The 22,357-nt window shown below is 68.8% G+C and carries 12 protein-coding genes, 1 tRNA gene, 2 rRNA genes and 1 pseudogene; 11 read left to right on the plus strand and 5 right to left on the minus strand.

Features of this window, described 5'->3' with window-relative positions; all coding sequences use genetic code 11:
• Positions 1–56: 56 nt before the first annotated feature.
• Positions 57–3,180, plus strand: a 23S ribosomal RNA gene (locus A8W25_RS24400).
• 76 nt (positions 3,181–3,256) lie between these two features.
• A 5S ribosomal RNA gene (gene rrf / locus A8W25_RS24405) occupies positions 3,257–3,373 on the plus strand.
• Between the two features lie 77 nt (positions 3,374–3,450).
• Here the strand turns inward: rrf and A8W25_RS24410 are convergent.
• Positions 3,451–3,837 carry a VOC family protein gene (locus A8W25_RS24410; protein ID WP_067164999.1) on the minus strand — a complete coding sequence of 129 codons (387 nt, stop codon included), beginning with the start codon at positions 3,835–3,837 and terminating at the stop codon, positions 3,451–3,453.
• Between the two features lie 92 nt (positions 3,838–3,929).
• Here A8W25_RS24410 and A8W25_RS24415 point away from each other — a divergent pair, with 92 nt between their 5' ends.
• From A8W25_RS24415 to A8W25_RS24425, 3 genes are all read left to right on the plus strand, one after another.
• A complete protein-coding gene (locus A8W25_RS24415) occupies positions 3,930–4,565 on the plus strand; it encodes a nucleoside/nucleotide kinase family protein (protein ID WP_067165001.1) in 636 nt (211 codons plus the stop codon).
• Positions 4,566–4,647: 82 nt separating this feature from the next.
• Positions 4,648–5,607, plus strand: a complete 960-nt coding sequence (locus A8W25_RS24420; protein ID WP_067165004.1) for a hypothetical protein — start codon at positions 4,648–4,650, stop codon at positions 5,605–5,607.
• Positions 5,608–5,683: 76 nt separating this feature from the next.
• The gene (locus tag A8W25_RS24425) at positions 5,684–6,817 is read left to right on the plus strand and encodes an aminopeptidase P family protein (RefSeq protein ID WP_067165006.1); all 1,134 of its coding nucleotides are present in this window, start codon (positions 5,684–5,686) and stop codon (positions 6,815–6,817) included.
• 8 nt (positions 6,818–6,825) lie between these two features.
• Here A8W25_RS24425 and treZ read toward each other — a convergent pair whose 3' ends face one another.
• On the minus strand, positions 6,826–8,574 hold the full coding sequence (gene treZ / locus A8W25_RS24430) for a malto-oligosyltrehalose trehalohydrolase (protein ID WP_067165008.1): 1,749 nt from the start codon (positions 8,572–8,574) through the stop codon (positions 6,826–6,828).
• Between the two features lie 117 nt (positions 8,575–8,691).
• Here treZ and A8W25_RS24435 point away from each other — a divergent pair, with 117 nt between their 5' ends.
• Entirely contained in the window at positions 8,692–10,041 is a 1,350-nt protein-coding gene (locus A8W25_RS24435) for a GH1 family beta-glucosidase (protein WP_067165011.1), read from the plus strand.
• 15 nt (positions 10,042–10,056) lie between these two features.
• Here A8W25_RS24435 and A8W25_RS24440 read toward each other — a convergent pair whose 3' ends face one another.
• Positions 10,057–11,019, minus strand: coding sequence for a GNAT family N-acetyltransferase (locus A8W25_RS24440; protein ID WP_067165013.1), 963 nt, complete (start codon positions 11,017–11,019; stop codon positions 10,057–10,059).
• A gap of 159 nt (positions 11,020–11,178) precedes the next feature.
• Here A8W25_RS24440 and A8W25_RS24445 point away from each other — a divergent pair, with 159 nt between their 5' ends.
• The 4 genes from A8W25_RS24445 to A8W25_RS24460 all read left to right on the plus strand — a co-directional run bounded on the left by A8W25_RS24445 (position 11,179) and on the right by A8W25_RS24460 (position 13,656).
• A complete protein-coding gene (locus A8W25_RS24445; protein WP_067165016.1) occupies positions 11,179–11,733 on the plus strand; it encodes a DUF1707 and FHA domain-containing protein in 555 nt (184 codons plus the stop codon).
• A gap of 56 nt (positions 11,734–11,789) precedes the next feature.
• Positions 11,790–12,278, plus strand: coding sequence for a GNAT family N-acetyltransferase (locus A8W25_RS24450; RefSeq protein WP_067165019.1), 489 nt, complete (start codon positions 11,790–11,792; stop codon positions 12,276–12,278).
• A gap of 515 nt (positions 12,279–12,793) precedes the next feature.
• Positions 12,794–13,471, plus strand: coding sequence for a DegT/DnrJ/EryC1/StrS family aminotransferase (locus A8W25_RS24455; RefSeq protein ID WP_067165022.1), 678 nt, complete (start codon positions 12,794–12,796; stop codon positions 13,469–13,471).
• A gap of 112 nt (positions 13,472–13,583) precedes the next feature.
• Positions 13,584–13,656 (plus strand) — tRNA-Thr (locus A8W25_RS24460).
• 111 nt (positions 13,657–13,767) lie between these two features.
• On the opposite strand, the gene A8W25_RS24465 is transcribed toward A8W25_RS24460, so the two are convergent.
• Complete coding sequence (locus A8W25_RS24465) at positions 13,768–15,771, minus strand: SpoIIE family protein phosphatase (RefSeq protein ID WP_324616365.1); 2,004 nt, start codon at positions 15,769–15,771, stop codon at positions 13,768–13,770.
• Positions 15,654–16,442: pseudogene (locus tag A8W25_RS35625) on the minus strand (ATP-binding protein); the annotation flags it as partial. The pseudogene A8W25_RS35625 and the gene A8W25_RS24465, both read right to left, overlap by 118 nt.
• A gap of 300 nt (positions 16,443–16,742) precedes the next feature.
• Between A8W25_RS35625 and A8W25_RS24470 the strand changes: the two are divergent.
• The gene (locus A8W25_RS24470) at positions 16,743–22,205 is read left to right on the plus strand and encodes a HAMP domain-containing protein (RefSeq protein WP_199831821.1); all 5,463 of its coding nucleotides are present in this window, start codon (positions 16,743–16,745) and stop codon (positions 22,203–22,205) included.
• Positions 22,206–22,357 lie beyond the last annotated feature (152 nt).

A 22,357-nucleotide genomic window follows, 5' to 3' on the forward strand; every position in this document is an offset into this window, starting at 1 on the left:
GGGTGATGGGTGGCTGGTCGTTGTTTGAGAACTGCACAGTGGACGCGAGCATCTGTGGCCAAGTTTTTAAGGGCGCACGGTGGATGCCTTGGCACCAGGAACCGATGAAGGACGTGGGAGGCCACGATAGTCCCCGGGGAGCCGTCAACCAGGCTTTGATCCGGGGGTTTCCGAATGGGGAAACCCGGCAGTCGTCATGGGCTGTCACCCATGCCTGAACACATAGGGCATGTGGAGGGAACGAGGGGAAGTGAAACATCTCAGTACCCTCAGGAAGAGAAAACAACCGTGATTCCGGGAGTAGTGGCGAGCGAAACCGGATGAGGCCAAACCTACGACGTGTGATACCCGGCAGGGGTTGCGTCGTGGGGGTTGTGGGATCTCTTTTTCGCAGTCTGCCGGCTGTGAGACGAGTCAGAAACCGTTGATGTAGGCGAAGGACATGCGAAAGGTCCGGCGTAGAGGGTAAGACCCCCGTAGCTGAAACATCAACGGCTCGTTTAAGAGACACCCAAGTAGCACGGGGCCCGAGAAATCCCGTGTGAATCTGGCGGGACCACCCGCTAAGCCTAAATATTCCCTGGTGACCGATAGCGGATAGTACCGTGAGGGAATGGTGAAAAGTACCGCGGGAGCGGAGTGAAATAGTACCTGAAACCGTGTGCCTACAAGCCGTGGGAGCGTCGCGCATCGAGTTTACTCGGTGCGTCGTGACTGCGTGCCTTTTGAAGAATGAGCCTGCGAGTTAGCGGTGTGTAGCGAGGTTAACCCGTGTGGGGAAGCCGTAGCGAAAGCGAGTCCGAACAGGGCGTTTGAGTTGCACGCTCTAGACCCGAAGCGGAGTGATCTAGCCATGGGCAGGTTGAAGCGGAGGTAAGACTTCGTGGAGGACCGAACCCACCAGGGTTGAAAACCTGGGGGATGACCTGTGGTTAGGGGTGAAAGGCCAATCAAACTCCGTGATAGCTGGTTCTCCCCGAAATGCATTTAGGTGCAGCGTCGTGTGTTTCTTGCCGGAGGTAGAGCACTGGATAGGCGATGGGCCCTACCGGGTTACTGACCTTAGCCAAACTCCGAATGCCGGTAAGTGAGAGCGCGGCAGTGAGACTGTGGGGGATAAGCTCCATGGTCGAGAGGGAAACAGCCCAGAGCATCGACTAAGGCCCCTAAGCGTACGCTAAGTGGGAAAGGATGTGGAGTCGCAGAGACAACCAGGAGGTTGGCTTAGAAGCAGCCACCCTTGAAAGAGTGCGTAATAGCTCACTGGTCAAGTGATTCCGCGCCGACAATGTAGCGGGGCTCAAGCGTACCGCCGAAGTCGTGTCATTGCAGCATATAGGGCCAACGCCCGCTGTGATGGGTAGGGGAGCGTCGTGTGCCGGGTGAAGCCGCAGCGGAAGCTAGTGGTGGACGGTTCACGAGTGAGAATGCAGGCATGAGTAGCGATACACACGTGAGAAACGTGTGCGCCGATTGACTAAGGGTTCCTGGGTCAAGCTGATCTGCCCAGGGTAAGTCGGGACCTAAGGCGAGGCCGACAGGCGTAGTCGATGGACAACCGGTTGATATTCCGGTACCCGCTTTGAAACGCCCAATATCGAATCAGGCGATGCTAAGTCCGTGAAGCCGTTCCGGACCCTTCGGGGAAAGGAAAGTGGTGGAGCCGACGAACCAGACTTGTAGTAGGTAAGCGATGGGGTGACGCAGGAAGGTAGTCCAGCCCGGGCGGTGGTAGTCCCGGGGTAAGGGTGTAGGCCGTGTGATAGGCAAATCCGTCACACATTGAGGCTGAGACCTGATGCCGAGCCGATTGTGGTGAAGTGGATGATCCTATGCTGTCGAGAAAAGCCTCTAGCGAGTTTCATGGCGGCCCGTACCCTAAACCGACTCAGGTGGTCAGGTAGAGAATACCGAGGCGTTCGGGTGAACTATGGTTAAGGAACTCGGCAAAATGCCCCCGTAACTTCGGGAGAAGGGGGGCCATCACCGGTGATGAGTCTTGCACTCTGAGCTGGGGGTGGCCGCAGAGACCAGCGAGAAGCGACTGTTTACTAAAAACACAGGTCCGTGCGAAGCCGTAAGGCGATGTATACGGACTGACGCCTGCCCGGTGCTGGAACGTTAAGGGGACCGGTTAGCTCCATTTCGGTGGGGCGAAGCTGAGAACTTAAGCGCCAGTAAACGGCGGTGGTAACTATAACCATCCTAAGGTAGCGAAATTCCTTGTCGGGTAAGTTCCGACCTGCACGAATGGCGTAACGACTTCTCGACTGTCTCAACCATAGGCCCGGTGAAATTGCACTACGAGTAAAGATGCTCGTTTCGCGCAGCAGGACGGAAAGACCCCGGGACCTTTACTACAGTTTGATATTGGTGTTCGGTTCGGCTTGTGTAGGATAGGTGGGAGACTGTGAAGCTTGTACGCCAGTACAGGTGGAGTCGCCGTTGAAATACCACTCTGGTCGTGCTGGATGTCTAACCTGGGTCCGTGATCCGGATCAGGGACAGTGTCTGATGGGTAGTTTAACTGGGGCGGTTGCCTCCTAAAGAGTAACGGAGGCGCCCAAAGGTTCCCTCAGCCTGGTTGGCAATCAGGTGTTGAGTGTAAGTGCACAAGGGAGCTTGACTGTGAGACCGACGGGTCGAGCAGGGACGAAAGTCGGGACTAGTGATCCGGCGGTGGCTTGTGGAAGCGCCGTCGCTCAACGGATAAAAGGTACCCCGGGGATAACAGGCTGATCTTCCCCAAGAGTCCATATCGACGGGATGGTTTGGCACCTCGATGTCGGCTCGTCGCATCCTGGGGCTGGAGTCGGTCCCAAGGGTTGGGCTGTTCGCCCATTAAAGCGGTACGCGAGCTGGGTTTAGAACGTCGTGAGACAGTTCGGTCCCTATCCGCTGTGCGCGTAGGAATATTGAGAAGGGCTGTCCCTAGTACGAGAGGACCGGGACGGACGAACCTCTGGTGTGCCAGTTGTCCTGCCAAGGGCATGGCTGGTTGGCTACGTTCGGAAAGGATAACCGCTGAAAGCATCTAAGCGGGAAGCCTGCTTCGAGATGAGTATTCCCACCTCCTTGAGAGGGTAAGGCTCCCAGTAGACGACTGGGTTGATAGGCCAGATGTGGAAGCCTCGTAAGGGGTGGAGCTGACTGGTACTAATAGGCCGAGGGCTTGTCCTCAGTTGCTCGCGTCCACTGTGTTAGTTCTGAAATAACGAACAGCTGTGTCAACACCAGCGTTCAAATTTCATAGTGTTTCGGTGGTCATAGCGTTAGGGAAACGCCCGGTTACATTCCGAACCCGGAAGCTAAGCCTTTCAGCGCCGATGGTACTGCAGGGGGGACCCTGTGGGAGAGTAGGACGCCGCCGAACAAATTTTGAGAAAAGCCCCGTACCGGGAAACCGGTACGGGGCTTTTCTGCGTTCCGGCACCAATGCCGGTCGGCGTTTCACGCGGGCTGAAGCAGGTCCCAGCGATTGCCGTAGAGGTCCTGGAAGACCGCGACTGACCCGTACACCTCGTGGCGCGGCTCCTCCAGGAAGCGGACGCCGGCCGCGGTCATCCGGGCGTGGTCGGCGGCGAAGTCCTCGGTGTACAGGAAGAAGCCGACCCGGCCGCCCGTCTGTGCGCCGACGCTCGCGCGCTCGGCCTCGTTCTTGGCGCGGGCCAGCAGCAGCGACGCGGTGCCGTTGCCGCGCGGGCGCACCACCACCCAGCGGGAGCCGTCCCCGCGGTCGGTGTCCTCGGCCAGTTCGAAGCCGAGGGCGTCGGTGTAGAAGGCGATGGCCTCGTCGTAGTCGCGGACGACGAGCGTGATCAGGGCGATGTGGGACATGCTCATGAGGTTATACGTATGACTATCGAGGCGCCAAGCCGCCACGGGGTCGGCCGCCGCGAGGATCGAGCCGTCACGAGACAATGCCCGCCATGGAGACCGCTGCGCTGAATCGTCTCGTCGAGCGCGCCCGGCTGCTCGCCGTTCCCGGCCGTCGGCGCGTGCTCGGGATCGCCGGGGCGCCCGGCGCCGGGAAGTCCACCCTGGCCGGACGGCTGGTGGAGCTGCTCGGCGGGAAGGCCGTGCTCGTCCCCATGGACGGCTTCCACCTCGCCCGGGCCGAACTCGTCCGCCTGGGGCGTGCCGACCGCAAGGGCGCCCCGGACACCTTCGACGCCGCCGGATACGCCGCGCTGCTCACCCGGCTGCGGACGCCCGAGCCCGGCACCGTCGTGTACGCGCCGGCCTTCGACCGCTCGATCGAGGAGCCCGTCGCCGGGAGCATTCCGGTCGATCCCGCCGTCCCGCTCGTTGTCACCGAGGGGAACTACCTCCTTCACGATCGGGACGGATGGGCATCGGTCCGGTCGCTGCTCGACGAGGTCTGGTTCCTGGAGCTCGACGGCGAGGAACGGGTGCGCAGACTCGTCGAGCGGCACGTTCGGTACGGGAAGGCGCGCCCGTACGCCGAACGGTGGGTCAGGGAGTCCGACGAGGCCAACGCGCGCGTGGTGGCGGGTGGCCGGGACCGTGCGGATCTTGTCGTCAGTCAGAGGGGGGCTAGGTAGGCTCGGCCTCACCGGGCGTGGGAACGGCGTAGGGATCTACCGCGGGGCTACCGTGTGACCCGTGTGACGGAAGGCAGCTGACGTGGGGATATTCCGACGGGGGCCGAAGCGGGACCGGAGCGACACACCCCGGGACGCGGAGTTCGGCTATTTCTCGGCCGACGAGGCCTCGCGCTTCCGCGCGCAGGTGCGCGAGGCGTTCGCCGAGCAGGGCCTGGAGGTGACCGTCTACGCGGACTCGGTGAAGGACAGCGGCGGCCGGCGGTTCGGGCTCGCCAACCTCGCGGCGGTCTGCCACAACGACCGCCGTGGTCCCCGTATGTGGCCGGAACTGATTCGTCGTCATGTCGGCATGGTGCTGCGCACCATGGACGGTCCCTCGGCCCTCGACACCCTGCCGCCCGAGCAGATCCGCGCCCAGCTCTATCCCCGGGTGATCAGCGAGGCGGGTCTCGACCCGCAGACCTTCAGCTACGCGCGCGGTGTCGCACCCGGGCTGTACGAGATCCTCGCCCTGGATCTGCCGGAGAGCGTCATGATGCTCACGGACGAGGCGCTGGAACCCCTCGGCCACGTTCCCGACCTTCGTGCCCAGGCCCTGCGCAACCTCAGACAGCTGCCCGTCGAGTCGCACGAGACCGTCAAGGGCGAGGACGGCATGCGGTTCGAGGTGGTCGTCGGCGACTCGTTCTACACGGCCAGCCGGGTGCTCGCCCTGGACGCCCTGGTGCCGCAGCTCACCGGGCGCGAACTGACGTCGGACGGGGCCCTGGTCGCCATGCCGTTCCGGCACCAGCTGGCCTTCCACGTGATCCGCGACTCCGGCATGATCCCGGCCCTCAACGCCATGGCGTCCTTCGCCGCGGCCGGCTTCGAGGACACGCCCGGCGCGATCAGCCCGTTCGTCTACTGGTGGCGTGACGGCACGCTCACCCAGCTCAGCGACCGCGAGGACGAGGGCGAGGGTCTGCGGATCGTCGTCGGTGACGACTTCCAGGAGCTCCTGGAACGACTGGTGGGGGACAGCCAGGAGGGTGCCTGACCGGGGTGGGGGGCGGCGGTCCCGTCTTCCGGATTCCCGATCGCGTGCCCGGCGGCGTACGGGCAGGATGAGGCTCATGCCTATGACATCTGCTGCCCCCGCGCCCTTCACCGCCGATGACTACCGGGCCAGGATGGCCCGCGCCGCCGAGTCCGCCGCCGACGCCGGGCTGGCCGGTGTCCTCGTCGCGCCCGGGCCGGATTTGGTCTATCTGACCGGGTATCAGCCGACCGCGATCACCGAGCGGCTGACGGTGCTGGTGCTGGCGGCCGGGCAGGAGCCGGTCCTGGTCGTACCGAAGCTGGAGGCGCCGGATGCCGAGCACGCCGCCGGGGCCGCCGCCCTCACCTTGCGGGACTGGACCGACGGCACCGACCCGTACGGTGTGGCCGCGCCCCTGCTGGACGTGGACGGCCGGTTCGGCGTGAGCGACAACGCCTGGGCGATGCATCTGCTCGGGCTCCAGCAGAAGCTCCCGGGAACGTCCTACGTGGCCCTCACACAGGCGCTGCCGATGCTGCGGGCGGTCAAGGACGCGCACGAGCTGGCGCGCCTGGAGGCGGCCGGTGCGGCCGCGGACGAGGCGTACGGGGAGATCCTCAAGGTCCGGTTCGCCGGGCGCAGGGAGACGGACGTGGCCGCCGATCTGGCCGCGCTGCTTCTGCGGTTCGGCCATTCGCAGGTGGACTTCACGGTCGTGGGGTCCGGTCCCAACGGCGCCAACCCGCATCACGAGGCGGGCGAGCGGACCATCGAGCGGGGTGACATGGTCGTCCTCGACTTCGGCGGTCTCAAGCACGGCTACGGCTCGGACACCACCCGTACCGTCCATGTCGGCGAGCCCGGCACCGAGGAGCAGCGCGTCCACGACGTCGTACGGGAGGCCCAGCGGGCCGGGTGCGAGGCCGTGAAGCCCGGGGTGGCCTGCCAGGACGTCGACCGGGCGGCGCGCGCGGTGATCGAGGAGGCCGGATACGGCGAGTACTTCATCCACCGCACCGGCCACGGCATCGGCGTCACCACCCATGAGCCGCCCTACATGATCGAGGGCGAGGAGCAGCCGCTGGTGCCCGGCATGTGCTTCTCCGTGGAGCCGGGGATCTATCTGCCGGGCCGGTTCGGCGTACGGATCGAGGACATCGTGACGGTCACCGAGGACGGCGGGCGCAGCTTCAACAACACCGCGCGCGAGATGGCGGTCGTCGAGTAGCCGTCGGGTCAGGTGGCGGGGCCGAGGACCGCGCACGACTCGGGCGGCAGATGGAACTCGCCGTCCGGGCGCGGTGGTTGCACCGGCTCCCACGCGGCGAGGACCTGGCAGTTGTTGCGGCCCAGGGGGATCGCCGCGGGCTCCTTGCCGAGGTTGACCACGGTCCTGAGGTCACCGCGCCGGAACATCAGCCAGCGGGCCTCCTCGTCGTGGACGACCTTGACCGCCGCGATGTCCGGGTCGGTGAGGTCGGGGCGGATGCGGCGCAGTGCGATCAGCAGGCGGTACCAGGCGAGCACGCGCGCGTGGGGCTCCTTTCCCGGCTCGTCCCAGTCCAGACAGGAGCGTGCCCGGGTGGCCGGGTCCTGCGGGTCGGGGATGTCCTCCTCGGCCCAGCCGTGCGCCGCGAACTCCCGCCGCCTGCCCGTGCGTACGGCCTCGGCGAGCTCGGGGTCGGGATGGTCGGTGAAGTACTGCCAGGGCGTGCGGGCGCCCCACTCCTCGCCCATGAAGAGCATCGGTGTGTACGGGCCGGTGAGCACCAGCGCGGCGGCGCAGGCGAGCAGGCCCGGCGAGAGCGTCGCGGAGAGCCGGTCTCCCAGCGCTCTGTTGCCGATCTGGTCGTGGGTCTGGGCGTAGCCCAGGAAGCGGTGTGCGGGGGTCCTGGAACGGTCGACACGCCGTCCATGGGCGCGGCCCCGGAAGCTCGAATAGGTGCCGTCGTGGAAGAAGACCCGGGTGAGGGTCTTGGCGAGGGCGGCGAGCGGGGCGCGCGCGAAGTCGGCGTAGTAGCCCTGGGACTCGCCGGTGAGTGCGGTGTGCAGGGCGTGGTGGAAGTCGTCGTTCCACTGGGCGTGGAGCCCGAGGCCGCTCTCCGCGCGCGGGGCGGTGGTGCGCGGGTCGCACCGGTCGGACTCGCCGATGAGGAAGAGGGGGCGGCCCAGCTGTACGGAGAGCACGTCGACGGCGGTGGAGAGCTCTTCGAGGAACGGCAGCGCGCGCGTGTCGAACAGCGCGTGCACGGCGTCCAGGCGCAGCCCGTCGAGCCGGTAGTCGCGCAGCCAGGCGAGCGCGCTCTCCAGGAAGTACGCGCGCACCTCGTCCGACCCCGGGGCGTCGAGGTTGACGGCGGCGCCCCACGGCGTGTGGTGGGTGTCGGTGAAGTACGGGCCGAAGGCCGGGAGGTGGTTGCCGGAGGGCCCGAGGTGGTTGTGGACGACGTCGAGGACGACTCCGAGGCGGTGGGCGTGCGCCGCGTCGACAAATCGTTTCAGCCCTTCGGGGCCGCCGTACGGCTCGTGCACGGCCCATGGCGCGACGCCGTCGTAGCCCCAGCCGTGCCGCCCCGGGAACGGGCACACCGGCATCAGCTCGATATGCGTCACCCCCAGTTCCGCCAAATGGGCGAGACGGGCGGTCGCGGCGTCGAAGGTGCCCTCGTCGGTGCAGGTGCCGATGTGCAGCTCGTAGAGGACCGCGCCGGACAGCCTGCGGCCCGCCCAGGGCCGCTGCCAGGGGAAGCCGTCGTGGTCGACGACGGCGCTGAGGCCGTCGGGCCCGTCCGGCTGGCGGCGCGAGCGCGGGTCCGGCAGCGGGTGGCCGCCATCCACGACGTACCCGTAGCGGTCGCCGTCCCGTGCCCCGGCCTCGGTCAGCCACCATCCGGTCCGCACCGGGTGCGGCTCCATGTCGTGGGTCGTGCCCTCCAGCTGGAGGGCGACCCGGTCCGCCTGCGGCGCCCACACCTCGAACAACATCCTTGATACCTCCCGTTGCCCGCGTACCGTCAAACCGTGGAATCGGGCATCCCTCGTCCGCGGAAGGCGGGATCAAGGTCTGGAGGTTGTGGTTACTCGCCATTAAGGTCCGGATCCATGACCCTGCCGCCGTTCCCGCACGGCTTCCTCTGGGGAGCCTCCGCCTCAGCCTTCCAGACCGAGGGTGCCGCCGCAGCCGAGGGCAAGGGCCCCTCCGGCTGGGACGCCTTCGCCGCCGAACCCGGCCGCATCAAGGACGGCGCCGACGCGTCGAGGGGCACCGGCTTCCACGCGCGCTACCGCGAGGACGTCGCCCTGCTCGCCGGGCTCGGCGCCGGAGCCTTCCGCTTCTCCGTCAGCTGGCCGCGTGTCGTCCCGGGCGGCAGTGGCCCGGTCAACCAGGCGGGGCTCGACTTCTACGACCGGCTCGTCGACGAGCTGTGCGCCCACGGCATCACCCCCGCGCCGACCCTCTACCACTGGGACACCCCGCTGGAGCTGGAGGAGGCGGGCGGCTGGCTCAACCGGGACACCGCCCACCGGTTCGCCGACTACTCGCGCGTGGTGGCCGAAAGGCTCGCCGACCGCGTCCCCATGTGGATCACCGTCAACGAGCCGGCCGAGGTGACGCTGCTCGGCTACGCGCTCGGCGAGCACGCCCCCGGCAAGAAGCTCCTCTTCGACGCCCTTCCGGCCGCCCACCACCAACTGCTGGCCCATGGCCTGGCCGTCGGGGCGCTGCGCTCGGCGGGCGCCCGGAACATAGGTCTCGCGGTCTCGCACACACCGGTGTGGCCCGCGGGCGACAGCGAGGAGGACCGTTTCAGCGCGGACCTCTACGACACCGTGAGCAACTGGCTGTTCGCGGACCCCGTCCTCACCGGCCGCTACCCCGACGAGAACTTCGCCGCCCTGATGCCGGGCCCGGTCGCGGAGGACCTCGCCGTCATCTCGGCACCGCTCGACTGGTACGGGGTGAACTACTACAACCCCACGCGCGTGGGCGCGCCCGCACCCGAGGCCGTCGACTCCTTCGCCGGATTCGCGATGCCCGCCGAACTGCCCTTCGGCATCCGGGAGATCGAGGGGTACGAGACGACGGCCTTCGGCTGGCCGGTCGTCCCGGACGGCCTGCGGGAGATGCTCGTCCAACTGAAGGCGCGGTACGGCGACCGGCTGCCGCCGGTGTACATCACCGAGAACGGCTGCTCCTACGACGGCGTCGAGGACGCCGGCCGCATCCGCTACCTGGACGGGCATCTGCGCGCCCTGCACCGCGCCATCGCCGAAGGCGTCGACGTACGGGGCTACTTCGTGTGGTCCCTCACCGACAACATCGAGTGGATCGAGGGCGCCGCACAGCGCTTCGGCCTGGTCCACGTGGACTACCCGACGCTGCGGCGCACCCCGAAGGACTCCTACCGGTGGTACCGGGACGTGATCCGGGCCCAGCGTGCCCCCGAGTGAGCCCGGAGAGACGTTTCAGCTGTCGCTCGGCCAGACCATGTTGACCGCGCGCTCGAAGGTTGCGTACCCCGCGCGCGCGAAGGCGTTCGCCATCGGCACGTTGGCGAGGTCCGTCGCGGCGCGGATGCGCGGGACGTCCTGCGCGGCGAGGACGCGTGTGCCCTCGGCGAGGATGTCGTCGATGTAGCCGTGGCCGCGGTGGGCGGGCAGGACACCGATGTACGCGATGATGGGGTGGTAGTTGTTGCGAGCGGGGACGACGAAGCCCACCGGTCCGCCGCCGTCCGGGAGTTCGGCGATCCGCCACCACTCGCGGGGCGACTTGAAGGTGTCGAACTCCTCCTCGTACATGAGCTCCGCCGACGCGCGCGGTGTCATCGTCAGCAGCTCCGTCCGGCTGTGCTCGTCGAGCGTGCCCTCCAGGACCAGCGTCATCAGCGAGAGCAGTTCCTCGCGGTCGGTCGCCGGGCGGAACGCCAGCCGGGTGGACGGGGCGGGGAGCGGCGTTCCCGGGCGCCACTCCAGGCGCAGCCGCTCGACCAGGAGCTCGGCACCGGTCTCGGCCAGGATGTTCATCCGGGTGTCGACGACCTCGCGCGCGTGCGGGTCCTCGCGCCAGTCGCCGGGCGTGTAGCGGCCGTACTCCGGGCGCGGGGCACCGGCCGGGATCACCGCCGCCGTCGCGGTCTCCAGCAGCTCCAGCCCGACGGCGTGGCGCTCGGCCGGCGGCAGCGAGTCGTCGACGTCGAAGAAGTCCAGGGTGTAGGGGACTTCGTGGTCCGGCGGCGTCCACCAGGAGAGGCGGGCCAGCACCCGGTCCCCGCGCAGCGCCACCCACATCCATGAGGGAAGCCGGCGGCCGGTGGCCAGATCGCCCTCGACCTCGTGGTCGAGTACGTAGGAGAGCTGCTGGAAGAGCCCGAGCTCCTCGGGCCCGGCGAGCGGACGGAAGATGATGTCCGACGCGGATGTCGTCAAGGGGTTCCCCTCATCGGTGTGACGGTCGCCAGACCCTAGCAATCGCCCGCAGCCGCCCGACAAGGGTTTTCCTCGCAGGTCAGGGGGCGGTGGAAGGGAACGGGCGCAAAGTGCCGCCCTGCTGGACACGCCGAGGCCGTCGGCCCGACAATCTCTGCTGTGACGTCGTCCTTCCAGTTCAACACGTATCCCGCTCCGGCCCGGCTGTCGGACGCTGAGCGCGACCGTGTGCTCGACGTGCTCAGAGAGGGCGCCGCGCAGGGAAAGCTGTCGCACGACACGTTCCTGCGCCGGATGGAAGTCGCCCTGTCCGCACGCCGGTCCGAGGAGCTGGCCGCGCTCACCGCCGACCTCGACACCCAGAGCCGCTGGTCGCGGGCGCTGTACGGGGCCGTGAGCCGGGTGTCCGGGTTCAGCGTGGCGATGCGCCGGGCGTGGCAGTCCGAGCGGCTGCCGAAGCTGCTGTTCCCCGTGCCGGGCCCGTACCCGCTGCGGATCGGCCGCGACCCGCACAACGGGCTGCGGCTCAGCCACGAGACGGTCTCGCGGGTGCACGCCGAGCTGACCCATCAGTCCGGCGTGTGGGTGCTGCGCGACCTCGGCTCCACGAACGGCACAAGCGTCAACGGGCGCCGGGTGACCGGGGCGGTGGTGGTCAACGACGGCGACCAGGTGAGCTTCGGGCGGATGAGCTTCCGGCTCGCAACGCACTGACCTGGGCGAATGCCCTCGCCAAGGCTGTTGTCAGTGGTGCCCCTCATGATGGCGGTATGAACGACGACCAGCAGCCGTGTGTGCGCCATGCCCGCCCCTCCGATCTGCCGCGTCTGGCCGAACTCGCCGCGGAGCACGCGGTGTACGAGAAGGCCGCGCCGCCCGCGCCCGATCTCGCGGAGCGGCTCGGAGCCCTGCTCTTCGGCCAGGACCGGCCCCGGGCGCGCTGCTTCGTCGCCGAGATACCGGGCGGCGAGGTCGTCGGGTATGCCAGCTGCGCACCCGAGTTCTCCACCTGGCAGGCGCGTGAGTATCTGCACATGGACTGCCTCTACCTCCGCGACGGCCACCGGGGCCTCGGCCTCGGCGCGCTGCTGGTCGACGCGGTGGCCGCCGAGGCCCGGGAGCTCGGGATGACCCAGGTGCAGTGGCAGACGCCGGTCTGGAACGAAGGGGCGCGGCGGTTCTACGACCGGATGGGCGCGATGGGCAGCGAGAAGCTGCGCTACTCGCTGCCCATCACCCCGGACCGGGTCTCCGGGTAGCTCCGGTGGTTCCTTCTCCGCGGTCTTCTCCCGGCTGAGCCGACCGGTGCGGCGGCCGTCTTCGCCGAGTCGCCGCGCGGGGTCCGCGCTGTCCGGGGGCAAGGGCGTGTCACTCGTACGGCCGAACGCCGATCGCGACCGCGCGGCGCCGGTGGTCCGCTGAGAACAACCGCGCCCACCCGGGCGCCGACCGGGGAGGACGCCGCATGCCGGTCGACCCGGGCACACCGACAGGGACGAGGCCGGTCCCGGCCGGACCGGGGGACCGGGGTGCCGCGACGGGGGCCGCAGCGGCTGCGGCGGTGGACTCCGTCCCGGTCGGCCCCGGGCCCGACGCGATGGCCCCGGCGGGCCCGGTGCGCCGGGTCGACGCCCTCGCGGCCCCGGACCCTGTGGGAGAGTAGGACGCCGCCGAACAAATTTTCAACGCGGGTTCCCGAGCTTCGGCTCGGGGACCCGCGTTTTTTTATGCCCGCTCACCTGTTGTTCATATGGTGCGAGCACCATGCCCAGCTATGGGGATCATCGGAAAGCTGGAGTCGGTCGGCTTCGCGGCCGGGGACGAAGTGATCGTGCCGGCGTACGACGACGGTGCGGTGGCCCGGGCCGTGGTCGCGGCCGGAGCCGTGCCGGTGTTCGCCGACATAGACCCGGAGACGTACTGCCTGGGTGTCGGGGGCATCGAGGCGGTCGTGACCTCGCGGACGGTAGGGCTGGTACTCGTACACCGCTTCGGGCACCCGGCCGACGCCGGAGAGTTCAGGCAACTCGCCGATCGGCTCGGGCTGTTGCTGGTGGAGAAGGACGAGGACGACGGCCAGGGCGGCGACGTCGTACAACGCCGGGAGCGGGCCGGGTACTTGGACCGGCGGCTCGTCGGCGTACGGACGCCCGTGCCGGCCGCCGGGCACGCGTACCAGCGCTATGTCGTACGGGTGCCCGGGAACGGGCGGCCCGACCGGGACGCGTTCGCGCGACTGCTGCGGCGGCGCGGGGTCGAGTGCGAGGTGCCCGTGGTCACGCCCGTACATCGGACGCTGGAGTTCAGGCGGCGCGGCTGTGTGCTGCCGGAGACCGAGCGGGCCGTGGACGAGACGCTGGCGCTGCCCCGCCTCGACGGGCTTTCCGACGCGGGCGTACGCAAGTTGGTCTCGGTGTGCAACGCGCTCGGAGGGCTGCTTCAGCCCGCGTGACGGGGTGCCTGGGAAGGGAGCCGGAGGAACGGGCGGGCGTGGTTCGGAACACCGTCTGATTCAGGGTATGCTTTATCTCGTTGGTGAGGGGGAAACCCCGAAACAACAACCGGCCCCTATAGCTCAGTCGGTAGAGCGTCTCCATGGTAAGGAGAAGGTCTGCGGTTCGATTCCGCATGGGGGCTCAGAAGCAAGAAGATGAAAGGCCCCGCCCATTGGACGGGGCCTTTCGCGTTCCTACGGCCACCGGAATCCGGTGACCCCTGGCCCTGTCGGTCCCGGGTGCCCGGCCCCGCTCAATGGCGGGGCTGTTCCGGGATACGCATCGACAGGATCGCCATGTCGTCGGACGCGGGCTCGGCGGCGAAGCGTTCCACCGCGCGCAGGACGCGGGCCGCAACGGCGCCGGCGGTCAGGCCCGTACACGTGGCGAGGACGTCGGTCAGACCGTCGTCTCCCAGCATCCGGGTACCCTCGCGGCGCTCGGTGATGCCATCGGTCACACAGAGCAGGACGTCGCCCGGGTCCAGGGTGATCGTCTGCTCGTACAGCTCCAGGTCCTCCATGACGCCCAGCAGCGGCTGGGGTTCGGCGGCGGGCTCGACCGTGCCGTCCTGGCGCAGGCGCAGCGGGAGCGGGTGGCCCGCGCACACGACCTTCAGCAGGGCGCTGCCGTCCTCCTGCGGCCACAACTCGCCGTACAGGAGCGTCAGGAAGCGGCTGCGGGCGCCCTCGTCGAGGATCGCCGCGTTGAGTCGCTCCAGCACCGCCGGGCCGCCGAAGCCCTCGCGGGCGAGCAGGCGCAGCGCGTGGCGGGCCAGGCCCGTGACGGCGGCCGCCTCGGGGCCGGTACCGCAGACGTCGCCGATGGCGAAGCCGTAGGCGCCGTCCCGGATCGGGAAGAGGTCGTAGAAGTCGCCGCCCACCTCGTTGCCCTCGCCGGCCGCGCGGTAGATGACCTCGACCTCGACGCCGGGGATCTGGGGGAGGCCGGGCGGCAGGAGGCTGCGCTGGAGGGAGCGGCTGATGGCCATGCGCTCCGAGTAGAGGCGGGCGTTGTCGAGGGCGAGCGCGGCCCGGCGCGAGAGGTCCTCGGCCAGTTCCAGGATCTCCTGGCGGAAGTGGTCGTCGGAGGGCTTGCCCAGGGTGAGCATGCCGATGACGCGGTTGCGGGCGACCAGGGGCAGGACGACCGTTTCGCCGCCGACGGCGGCGGCCGTGGACAAGGTGGTGCCGAGGCCGCTGCCCAGGTGCGGGCTTGAGCCGCGGCCGAGGTCGCGCATCGAGGTGCGCAGCGCGGCCTGGTGGGCCGCTTCGCCGGGGGCGGTCCAGACGCGGGCGCCCGGGGTGGGGACCGGCTCCGGCGGGTCGATCTTGGAGAGGAGCGCCTTGAGGCCGTCGATGCGCTCCTCGTCCTCGTGGAGGACATAGGACAGGTACGGCTCGGAGGCCTGGTCCGCGATCGTGTAGACGGCGCACCAGGTGGCGAGGGTGGGGACGGTCATCTGTGCCATCAGGGCCAACGTCTGGTCCCGGTCCAGGGTTCCCGCCAGCAGGTCCGAGGCTTCCACGAGGAAGCTCAGCGATCCCCTGCGCAGCCGTTCGAGCTCGCCCAGGCGTGCGGACTCGACGGCGAGCGCGATGCGGTCGGCGGCGAACTGGAGGCGCAACGCTTCTTCGTTGGAGTAGCGCCCGGCCGATTCGGCGGCGACGCCGAGGGAGCCGGTGAGGCGGCCCTCGACCTTGAGCGGGACGGTGACGACCGAGCGCATGCCGGAGCCGCCGAGGATCGGGACGGCGCCGGGGACGGCCGCGAGGTCCTCGTGGACCGCGGGCATGCTTCGACGGGCACGCGCGCGAAGCGCTGGCGGGCCGAGGGCAGGCCGGTGGTGGCGCGGACTTCCAGTTCGGTCTCGTCGTCGGTGGCCAGCAGCAGGAACGCGGCGTCGCCGTCGAGCATGTCGCGGGCGCGCTCCACGGTGCGCTGGAGCAGTCCGTCCAGGTCGTCGGGGGCGGGGGAGCCGATGAAGACCTCGAACGGGTCGACGTTGCGGCTCTCGCCCATGACCGAGGGGTCGGCGGCGGGGGCCCGCACAGGGGTCTGCAGTACGGCCCGCTCGTCGTCGCGGACCAGCAGGCAGACGGTGGACGGCTCGCCATGGGTGTCGCGTACCCGAAGATGTGACGCGTACACGGGCAGGACGCGGCCGTCGGCGCCGCGGATGCCGTAGCTGCCCTCCCAGCGCGAGAGTTGCAGGGCCTCGACGATTCCGGTGGAGGTGCCGGGGGTGTGCGGCCAGGCCGCGAACTCGGTGAGCGGCTTGCCGGTGACCTTCTCGGCGGGGTAGCCGAACAGCTCCTCGGCGTCCTCGTTCCAGGCGCGGACGGCGCCGGTACGGTCGATCTGGATGACCGCCACGCGGACCCGGCCGTCGGTGAGGGGCAGCAGGTCCACGGGCAGGGCGGGTCCGGCCGAGCGGGTGCCCACGGCGCGGGCGGGCAGGTCGAGTTGGAACCAGACGTGCTTCTGGGTGGGGGTGTACTCGACGCCCCAGCGGGAGGCGATGGCGGCGCACAGCAGGAGGCCGCGGCCGTTCTCGCGGTCGGGGCCCGCGACGTCGGCGGGGGAGGCATGGAGCGGAACCTCACGTTCGGGGTAGTGGTCGGCGACCTCGACCCGGACGCCGTCCTCGGAGCGCAGGCACAGTACGTCGGCGGCGGTGCCCGCGTGGACGACCGCGTTGGTGACGAGCTCACTGGTGAGGACTACGGCGTCGTCGACGACGTCCGCGTACCCCCAGCCCTGGAGGGTGTCGCGGACGAAGGCGCGGGCGGTCGCGACGGACCGCCCGACGGGTTCGAAGCTGGCTTCCGCCCGCGCGGTGATCACAGAACTCCTCGTACGCGTCTCGACGCCCGGTTTCCCCGGCCGGGGTCCGGGAAGGTGCCCCCCGGGAATCAACACTCCCATGTGTGGCCCGCCCCCTCCGGTGTCCCGTGGTCGTCCTTGTGGCGCCCGCTGCTCCCCGGGCTCACAGGAGCAGGGGGCGCTCCCGCCTTCGGACGGACCGGGGCGGTTGGACAGCCGGAAGCCAGGTTACTTACCTTCACTGTCCTAGCGGATGCCGGTCACCAGTGTTTCCGTCCTCCGAGGGCGGGGACGGTATGCGAAGCTGCCGAACTGTTATGGCCGGGTTCGGCCATGGTGAAACACTGGGAAGGCTTCGAAGAAAGCCCGACGAGGGCGGTCGACCCCTGCGGGAGGGACACGGTGGAGTCTGGCGTGGCGGCGCGTGGCAAGAGCACGCGCGCGAAGGGCGGACGGGCCCGCGGCAAGGGGACGACCGAGGTGGACACCGCTGCGCTGCAGCGGCTGCTCGTCGCACTGGCGTCGATGCGGGACGGCAACTTCCGCAAGCGGCTGACCGTCTCCGGGGACGGGATGATGGCCGAGATCGCCGCCGTCTTCAACGAGGTCGCCGACCGCAACCTCCATCTGACCGGGGAGATCGCCCGGGTACGGCGGATGGTGGGCCGGGAGGGGAAGCTGACCGAGCGGCTGGAGAACGGGGCCTGTGAGGGCTCCTGGGCGGCCGCGATCGACGCCTCCAACGCGCTGGTGGACGATCTGGCCAGGCCGGTCTCCGAGGTCGGCAGGGTGCTGTCCGCGGTCGCCGAGGGCGATCTGGAACAGCGGATGGACCTGCGCTCGCACGGGGTGGACAACGCCGAGCGGCCGCTGCGGGGCGAGTTCCTCAAAGTGGGGCGAACCGTCAACAACCTGGTCGACCAGTTGTCGGCGTTCACCGACGAGGTGACGAGGGTCGCACTGGAGGTCGGCACCGAGGGCAAGCTCGGCGGCCAGGCGCAGGTGCGTGGAATGTCCGGTTCGTGGAAGGACCTCACGGATTCGGTGAACACGATGGCGTACCGGCTGACGGCCCAGGTACGTGACATCGCTCTCGTGACGACGGCGGTGGCCAAGGGCGATCTGTCGCGCAAGGTGACCGTGCACGTCGCCGGCGAGATGCTCCAGCTGAAGAACACCGTGAACACGATGGTCGACCAGCTCTCCTCGTTCTCCTCCGAGGTGACCCGGGTCGCGCGCGAGGTAGGCACCGAGGGCGAGCTCGGCGGCCAGGCGCAGGTGCCCGGCGTCGCGGGCGTGTGGAAGGACCTGACCGACTCCGTCAACCTGATGGCCGGCAACCTCACGGCCCAGGTGCGCGGGATCGCGCAGGTGACGACGGCGGTCGCCAACGGCGACCTGTCGCAGAAGGTGACCGTCAACGCGCGCGGGGAGGTCGCCCAGCTCGCCGAGACGATCAACCAGATGACGGAGACGCTGCGTACGTTCGCCGACGAGGTGACCCGGGTCGCCAACGAGGTCGGCGCCGAGGGTCTGCTGGGCGGTCAGGCGCAGGTGCCGGGCGCGGCGGGGACCTGGAAGGACCTGACCGACTCGGTCAACACGGTCTTCCGCAATCTGACCACGCAGGTGCGCGACATCGCGCAGGTGACGACGGCGGTCGCCAACGGCGACATGACGCAGAAGGTCACGGTCGACGTCGCGGGCGAGATGCTGGAGCTGAAGAACACCGTCAACACGATGGTGGACCAGCTTCAGTCGTTCGGTTCCGAGGTGACCCGGGTGGCCCGGGAGGTCGGCGTCGAGGGGCGCCTGGGCGGGCAGGCCGAGGTGCCGGGCGCGGCCGGCACCTGGAAGGACCTGACGGACTCCGTCAACAACGCGTTCCGCAACCTCACCGGTCAGGTGCGCAACATCGCGCAGGTGACGACGGCGGTCGCCAACGGCGATCTGTCGCAGAAGGTCACGGTGGACGTCTCCGGCGAGATGCTGGAGCTGAAGAACACCGTCAACACGATGGTCGATCAGCTGGCCTCGTTCGCCGCCCAGTTGACGCGGATGGCGCAGGACGTGGGTACGGAGGGCCGGCTCGGCGGGCAGGCCCGGGTGGACGGCGTCTCCGGCACCTGGAAGGAACTCACCGACTCCGTCAACTTCATGGCCGGCAACCTCACCTCCCAGGTGCGCCAGATCGCCCAGGTGACCACGGCGGTGGCGCGGGGCGATCTGTCGCAGAAGATCGACGTGGACGCGCGCGGCGAGATCCTGGAGCTGAAGAACACCATCAACAACATGGTCGACCAGCTGTCCGGCTTCGCCGAGCAGGTGACCAGGGTCGCGCGCGAGGTGGGCACCGACGGCCGCCTCGGCGGGCAGGCGCAGGTGCCGGGCGTGGCCGGTGTGTGGCGCGACCTGACGGACTCGGTGAACGGCATGGCCGGCAACCTCACCGCCCAGGTCCGCAACATCGCCCAGGTCGCCACGGCGGTGGCGCGGGGCGATCTGTCGCAGAAGATCGACGTGGACGCGCGCGGCGAGATCCTGGAGCTCAAGAACGTCCTGAACACCATGGTCGACCAGCTCTCGAACTTCGCGGAGCAGGTGACCCGGGTGGCCCGCGAGGTGGGCACCGAGGGCATCCTGGGCGGCCAGGCCGAGGTGCAGGGCGTCTCGGGCACCTGGAAGGACCTGACCCAGTCCGTCAACTTCATGGCGAACAACCTGACGTTCCAGGTGCGCAACATCGCCGAGGTGACGACGGCGGTCGCCAAGGGCGACCTCTCGAAGAAGATCACCGTCGACGCCAAGGGCGAGATCCTGGAACTGGTGACGACCGTCAACACGATGGTCGACCAGCTCTCCAACTTCGCGGACGAGGTCACCAGGGTCGCGCGCGAGGTGGGCACCGAGGGCATCCTCGGCGGCCAGGCCCGGGTGCGCGGGGTCACCGGTATCTGGAAGGACCTGAGCGACAACGTCAACCTGATGGCCGCGAACCTCACCTACCAGGTGCGCAACATCGCCCGGGTCTCGACGGCCGTCGCCAACGGCGACCTGACCAAGAAGGTGACGGTCGAGGCGCGCGGCGAGGTCGCGGAGCTGGCCGACACCGTCAACACGATGGTGACGACCCTGTCGTCCTTCGCCGACCAGGTGACCCGGGTCGCGCGCGAGGTGGGCACCGACGGCATCCTCGGCGGCCAGGCCCGCGTCCCCGGCGTCTCCGGTACGTGGAAGGACCTCACCGAGTCGGTGAACTCCATGGCCGACAACCTCACCGGCCAGGTGCGCCAGATCGCCACGGTCACCACCGCCATCGCCAAGGGCGATCTCACCAAGAAGATCGACATCGACGCGCGCGGTGAGATCCAGGAGCTGAAGAACACCATCAACACGATGGTCGACCAGCTGTCCTCGTTCGCCGTGGAGGTGACCCGGGTCGCGCGCGAGGTGGGCACCGAGGGCCAGCTCGGCGGCCACGCGCGCGTACGTGACGTCGACGGCACCTGGCGCGACCTCACCGAGTCGGTGAACGAGATGGCCGGGAACCTGACCCGGCAGGTGCGCGCCATCGCGGCCGTCGCCACCGCGGTGACCCGCGGCGACCTCAACCTCAAGATCGACGTGGACGCGGCGGGCGAGATCCAGGCCCTCCAGGACAACATCAACACGATGATCGCCAACCTGCGCGACACCACGGTCGCCAACAAGGAGCAGGACTGGCTCAAGGGCAACCTCGCCCGTATCTCCGGTCTGATGCAGGGCCGCCGCGACCTGGACGACGTCGCCTCCCTGATCATGACCGAGCTGACGCCGGTGGTCTCGGCCCAGCACGGCGCGTTCTTCCTCGCGCTGCCGACCGGCGGCACCGCCGAGGTGGGCGGGGACGAGGACAGCCCGTACGAGCTGAAGATGCGCGGGAGTTACGGGTACTCGGCGGGCTCGATGCCCACCTCGTTCCGGCCCGGCGAGACGCTGATCGGGACCGCGGCGGAGGAGAAGCGCACGATCCTGGTGGAGAACGTGCCGCCGGGCTATCTGAGGATCTCCTCCGGTCTCGGGGAGGCGCCGCCCGCGCATGTGATCGTGCTGCCGGTGCTCTTCGAGGGCAAGGTCCTCGGGGTGATCGAGCTGGCCTCGTTCCAGCCGTTCACCCACATCCAGAAGGACTTCCTCAACCAGATCGCGGAGATGATCGCGACCAGCGTCAACACGATCAGCGTCAACTCCAAGACCGAGGTGCTGCTCAAGCAGTCGCAGGAGCTGACCGAGCAGCTGCGCGAGCGGTCGGCGGAGCTGGAGAACCGGCAGAAGGCGCTGCAGGCCTCCAACGCGGAGCTGGAGGAGAAGGCCGAGCTGCTCGCCCAGCAGAACCGCGACATCGAGGTGAAGAACACCGAGATCGAGGAGGCCCGGCAGGTTCTGGAGGAGCGCGCCGAGCAGCTCGCGGTCTCCATGCGCTACAAGTCCGAGTTCCTGGCGAACATGTCGCACGAGCTGCGTACGCCCCTCAACTCGCTGCTGATCCTGGCCAAGCTGCTCGCCGACAACGCGGAGGGCAACCTCTCGCCGAAGCAGGTCGAGTTCGCGGAAACGATCCATGGTGCGGGTTCGGACCTGCTCCAGCTGATCAACGACATCCTCGACCTGTCCAAGGTCGAGGCGGGCAAGATGGACGTCAGCCCGACCCGGATCGCCCTGGTGCAGCTCGTCGACTACGTGGAGGCGACGTTCAGGCCGCTCACCGCGGAGAAGGGGCTCGACTTCTCCGTACGGGTCTCGCCGGAGCTCCCGGCGACGCTGCACACCGATGAGCAGCGGCTGCTGCAGGTGCTGCGCAACCTGCTGTCGAACGCGGTGAAGTTCACCGACAGCGGTGCCGTCGAGCTGGTGATCAGGCCGGCGCACGCCGATGTGCCGCACGCGATCCGCGAACAGCTCCTGGAGGCGGGCTCGCTGCGCGACGCGGACGCCGATCTGATCGCGTTCTCGGTCACCGACACCGGCATCGGCATCGCGGCCAGCAAGATGCGGGTGATTTTCGAGGCGTTCAAGCAGGCCGACGGCACGACCAGCCGCAAGTACGGAGGCACGGGCCTTGGGCTGTCCATCAGCCGCGAGATCGCCCGCCTGCTCGGCGGCGAGATCCACGCGGCGAGCGAGCCCGGCCGAGGCTCCACCTTCACGCTCTATCTCCCGCTGCACCCCAGCGAGTTGCCGCCGCAGGGCTACCCCCAGCTGCCGCCCGGCGGCGAGACGGCGGCCGAGGGCGCCCCGGCGGACGGCGGACGGCCGGAGCTCCTCCCGCACGAGACGGCGTCGCTCGCCCCGAGCGAGAGCCAGACGGGCGCGGCCGGGCTGTTCCGGCGCCGGCGCAAGTCGCTCGGCGCGGAGCCCGCGGCCACGCTGCCCGGTCAGCCGGGGGAGGCGCAGCAGGACTCCTGGGCGGCCCAGGAGCCGGAGCGCGCACCCGCGCGTACGTTCCTCTTCGGCGGCGAGAAGGTGCTGATCGTCGACGACGACGTACGCAACGTCTTCGCGCTCACCAGCGTCCTGGAGCAGCACGGTCTGTCGGTGCTCTACGCGGAGAACGGCCGCGAGGGGATCGAGGTCCTGGAGCAGCACGAGGACACGGCCGTCGTGCTGATGGACATCATGATGCCGGAGATGGACGGATACGCCACGACCTCGGCGATTCGCCGGATGCCGCAGTTCGCCGGGCTCCCCATCATCGCGCTCACCGCCAAGGCGATGAAGGGCGACCGGGAGAAGGCCATCGAGTCCGGCGCGTCCGACTACGTCACCAAGCCGGTCGACCCCGACCATCTGCTGTCGGTGATGGAGCAGTGGATGCACGGGAAGTGATCGGTGGCCGCACGGTTCACCGCGAGTTGCTGACTGACTGTGGCCGAAGGCGTGTGAGACGGCGGTATTCGGGGAACCTTCTGGTCTCCCACTACGTTTCTGCTACGTGCACAGTGACATCGCGGTGACAGGGTGTGGCGACAGGCGGGGTG

It is taken from the genome of Streptomyces sp. ERV7 (assembly GCF_001653515.1).
Taxonomy (GTDB): Bacteria; Actinomycetota; Actinomycetes; order Streptomycetales; family Streptomycetaceae; genus Streptomyces.

Coding starts and splice junctions, on each gene's coding strand:
- A8W25_RS24415 (WP_067165001.1), top strand. CDS start 3,930: ATGGAGACCGCTGCGCTGAATCGTCTCGTCGAGCGCGCCCGGCTGCTC.
- treZ (WP_067165008.1), bottom strand. CDS start 8,574: ATGTTGTTCGAGGTGTGGGCGCCGCAGGCGGACCGGGTCGCCCTCCAG.
- A8W25_RS24450 (WP_067165019.1), top strand. CDS start 11,790: ATGAACGACGACCAGCAGCCGTGTGTGCGCCATGCCCGCCCCTCCGAT.
- A8W25_RS24455 (WP_067165022.1), top strand. CDS start 12,794: ATGGGGATCATCGGAAAGCTGGAGTCGGTCGGCTTCGCGGCCGGGGAC.
- A8W25_RS24410 (WP_067164999.1), bottom strand. CDS start 3,837: ATGTCCCACATCGCCCTGATCACGCTCGTCGTCCGCGACTACGACGAG.
- A8W25_RS24425 (WP_067165006.1), top strand. CDS start 5,684: ATGCCTATGACATCTGCTGCCCCCGCGCCCTTCACCGCCGATGACTAC.
- A8W25_RS24435 (WP_067165011.1), top strand. CDS start 8,692: ATGACCCTGCCGCCGTTCCCGCACGGCTTCCTCTGGGGAGCCTCCGCC.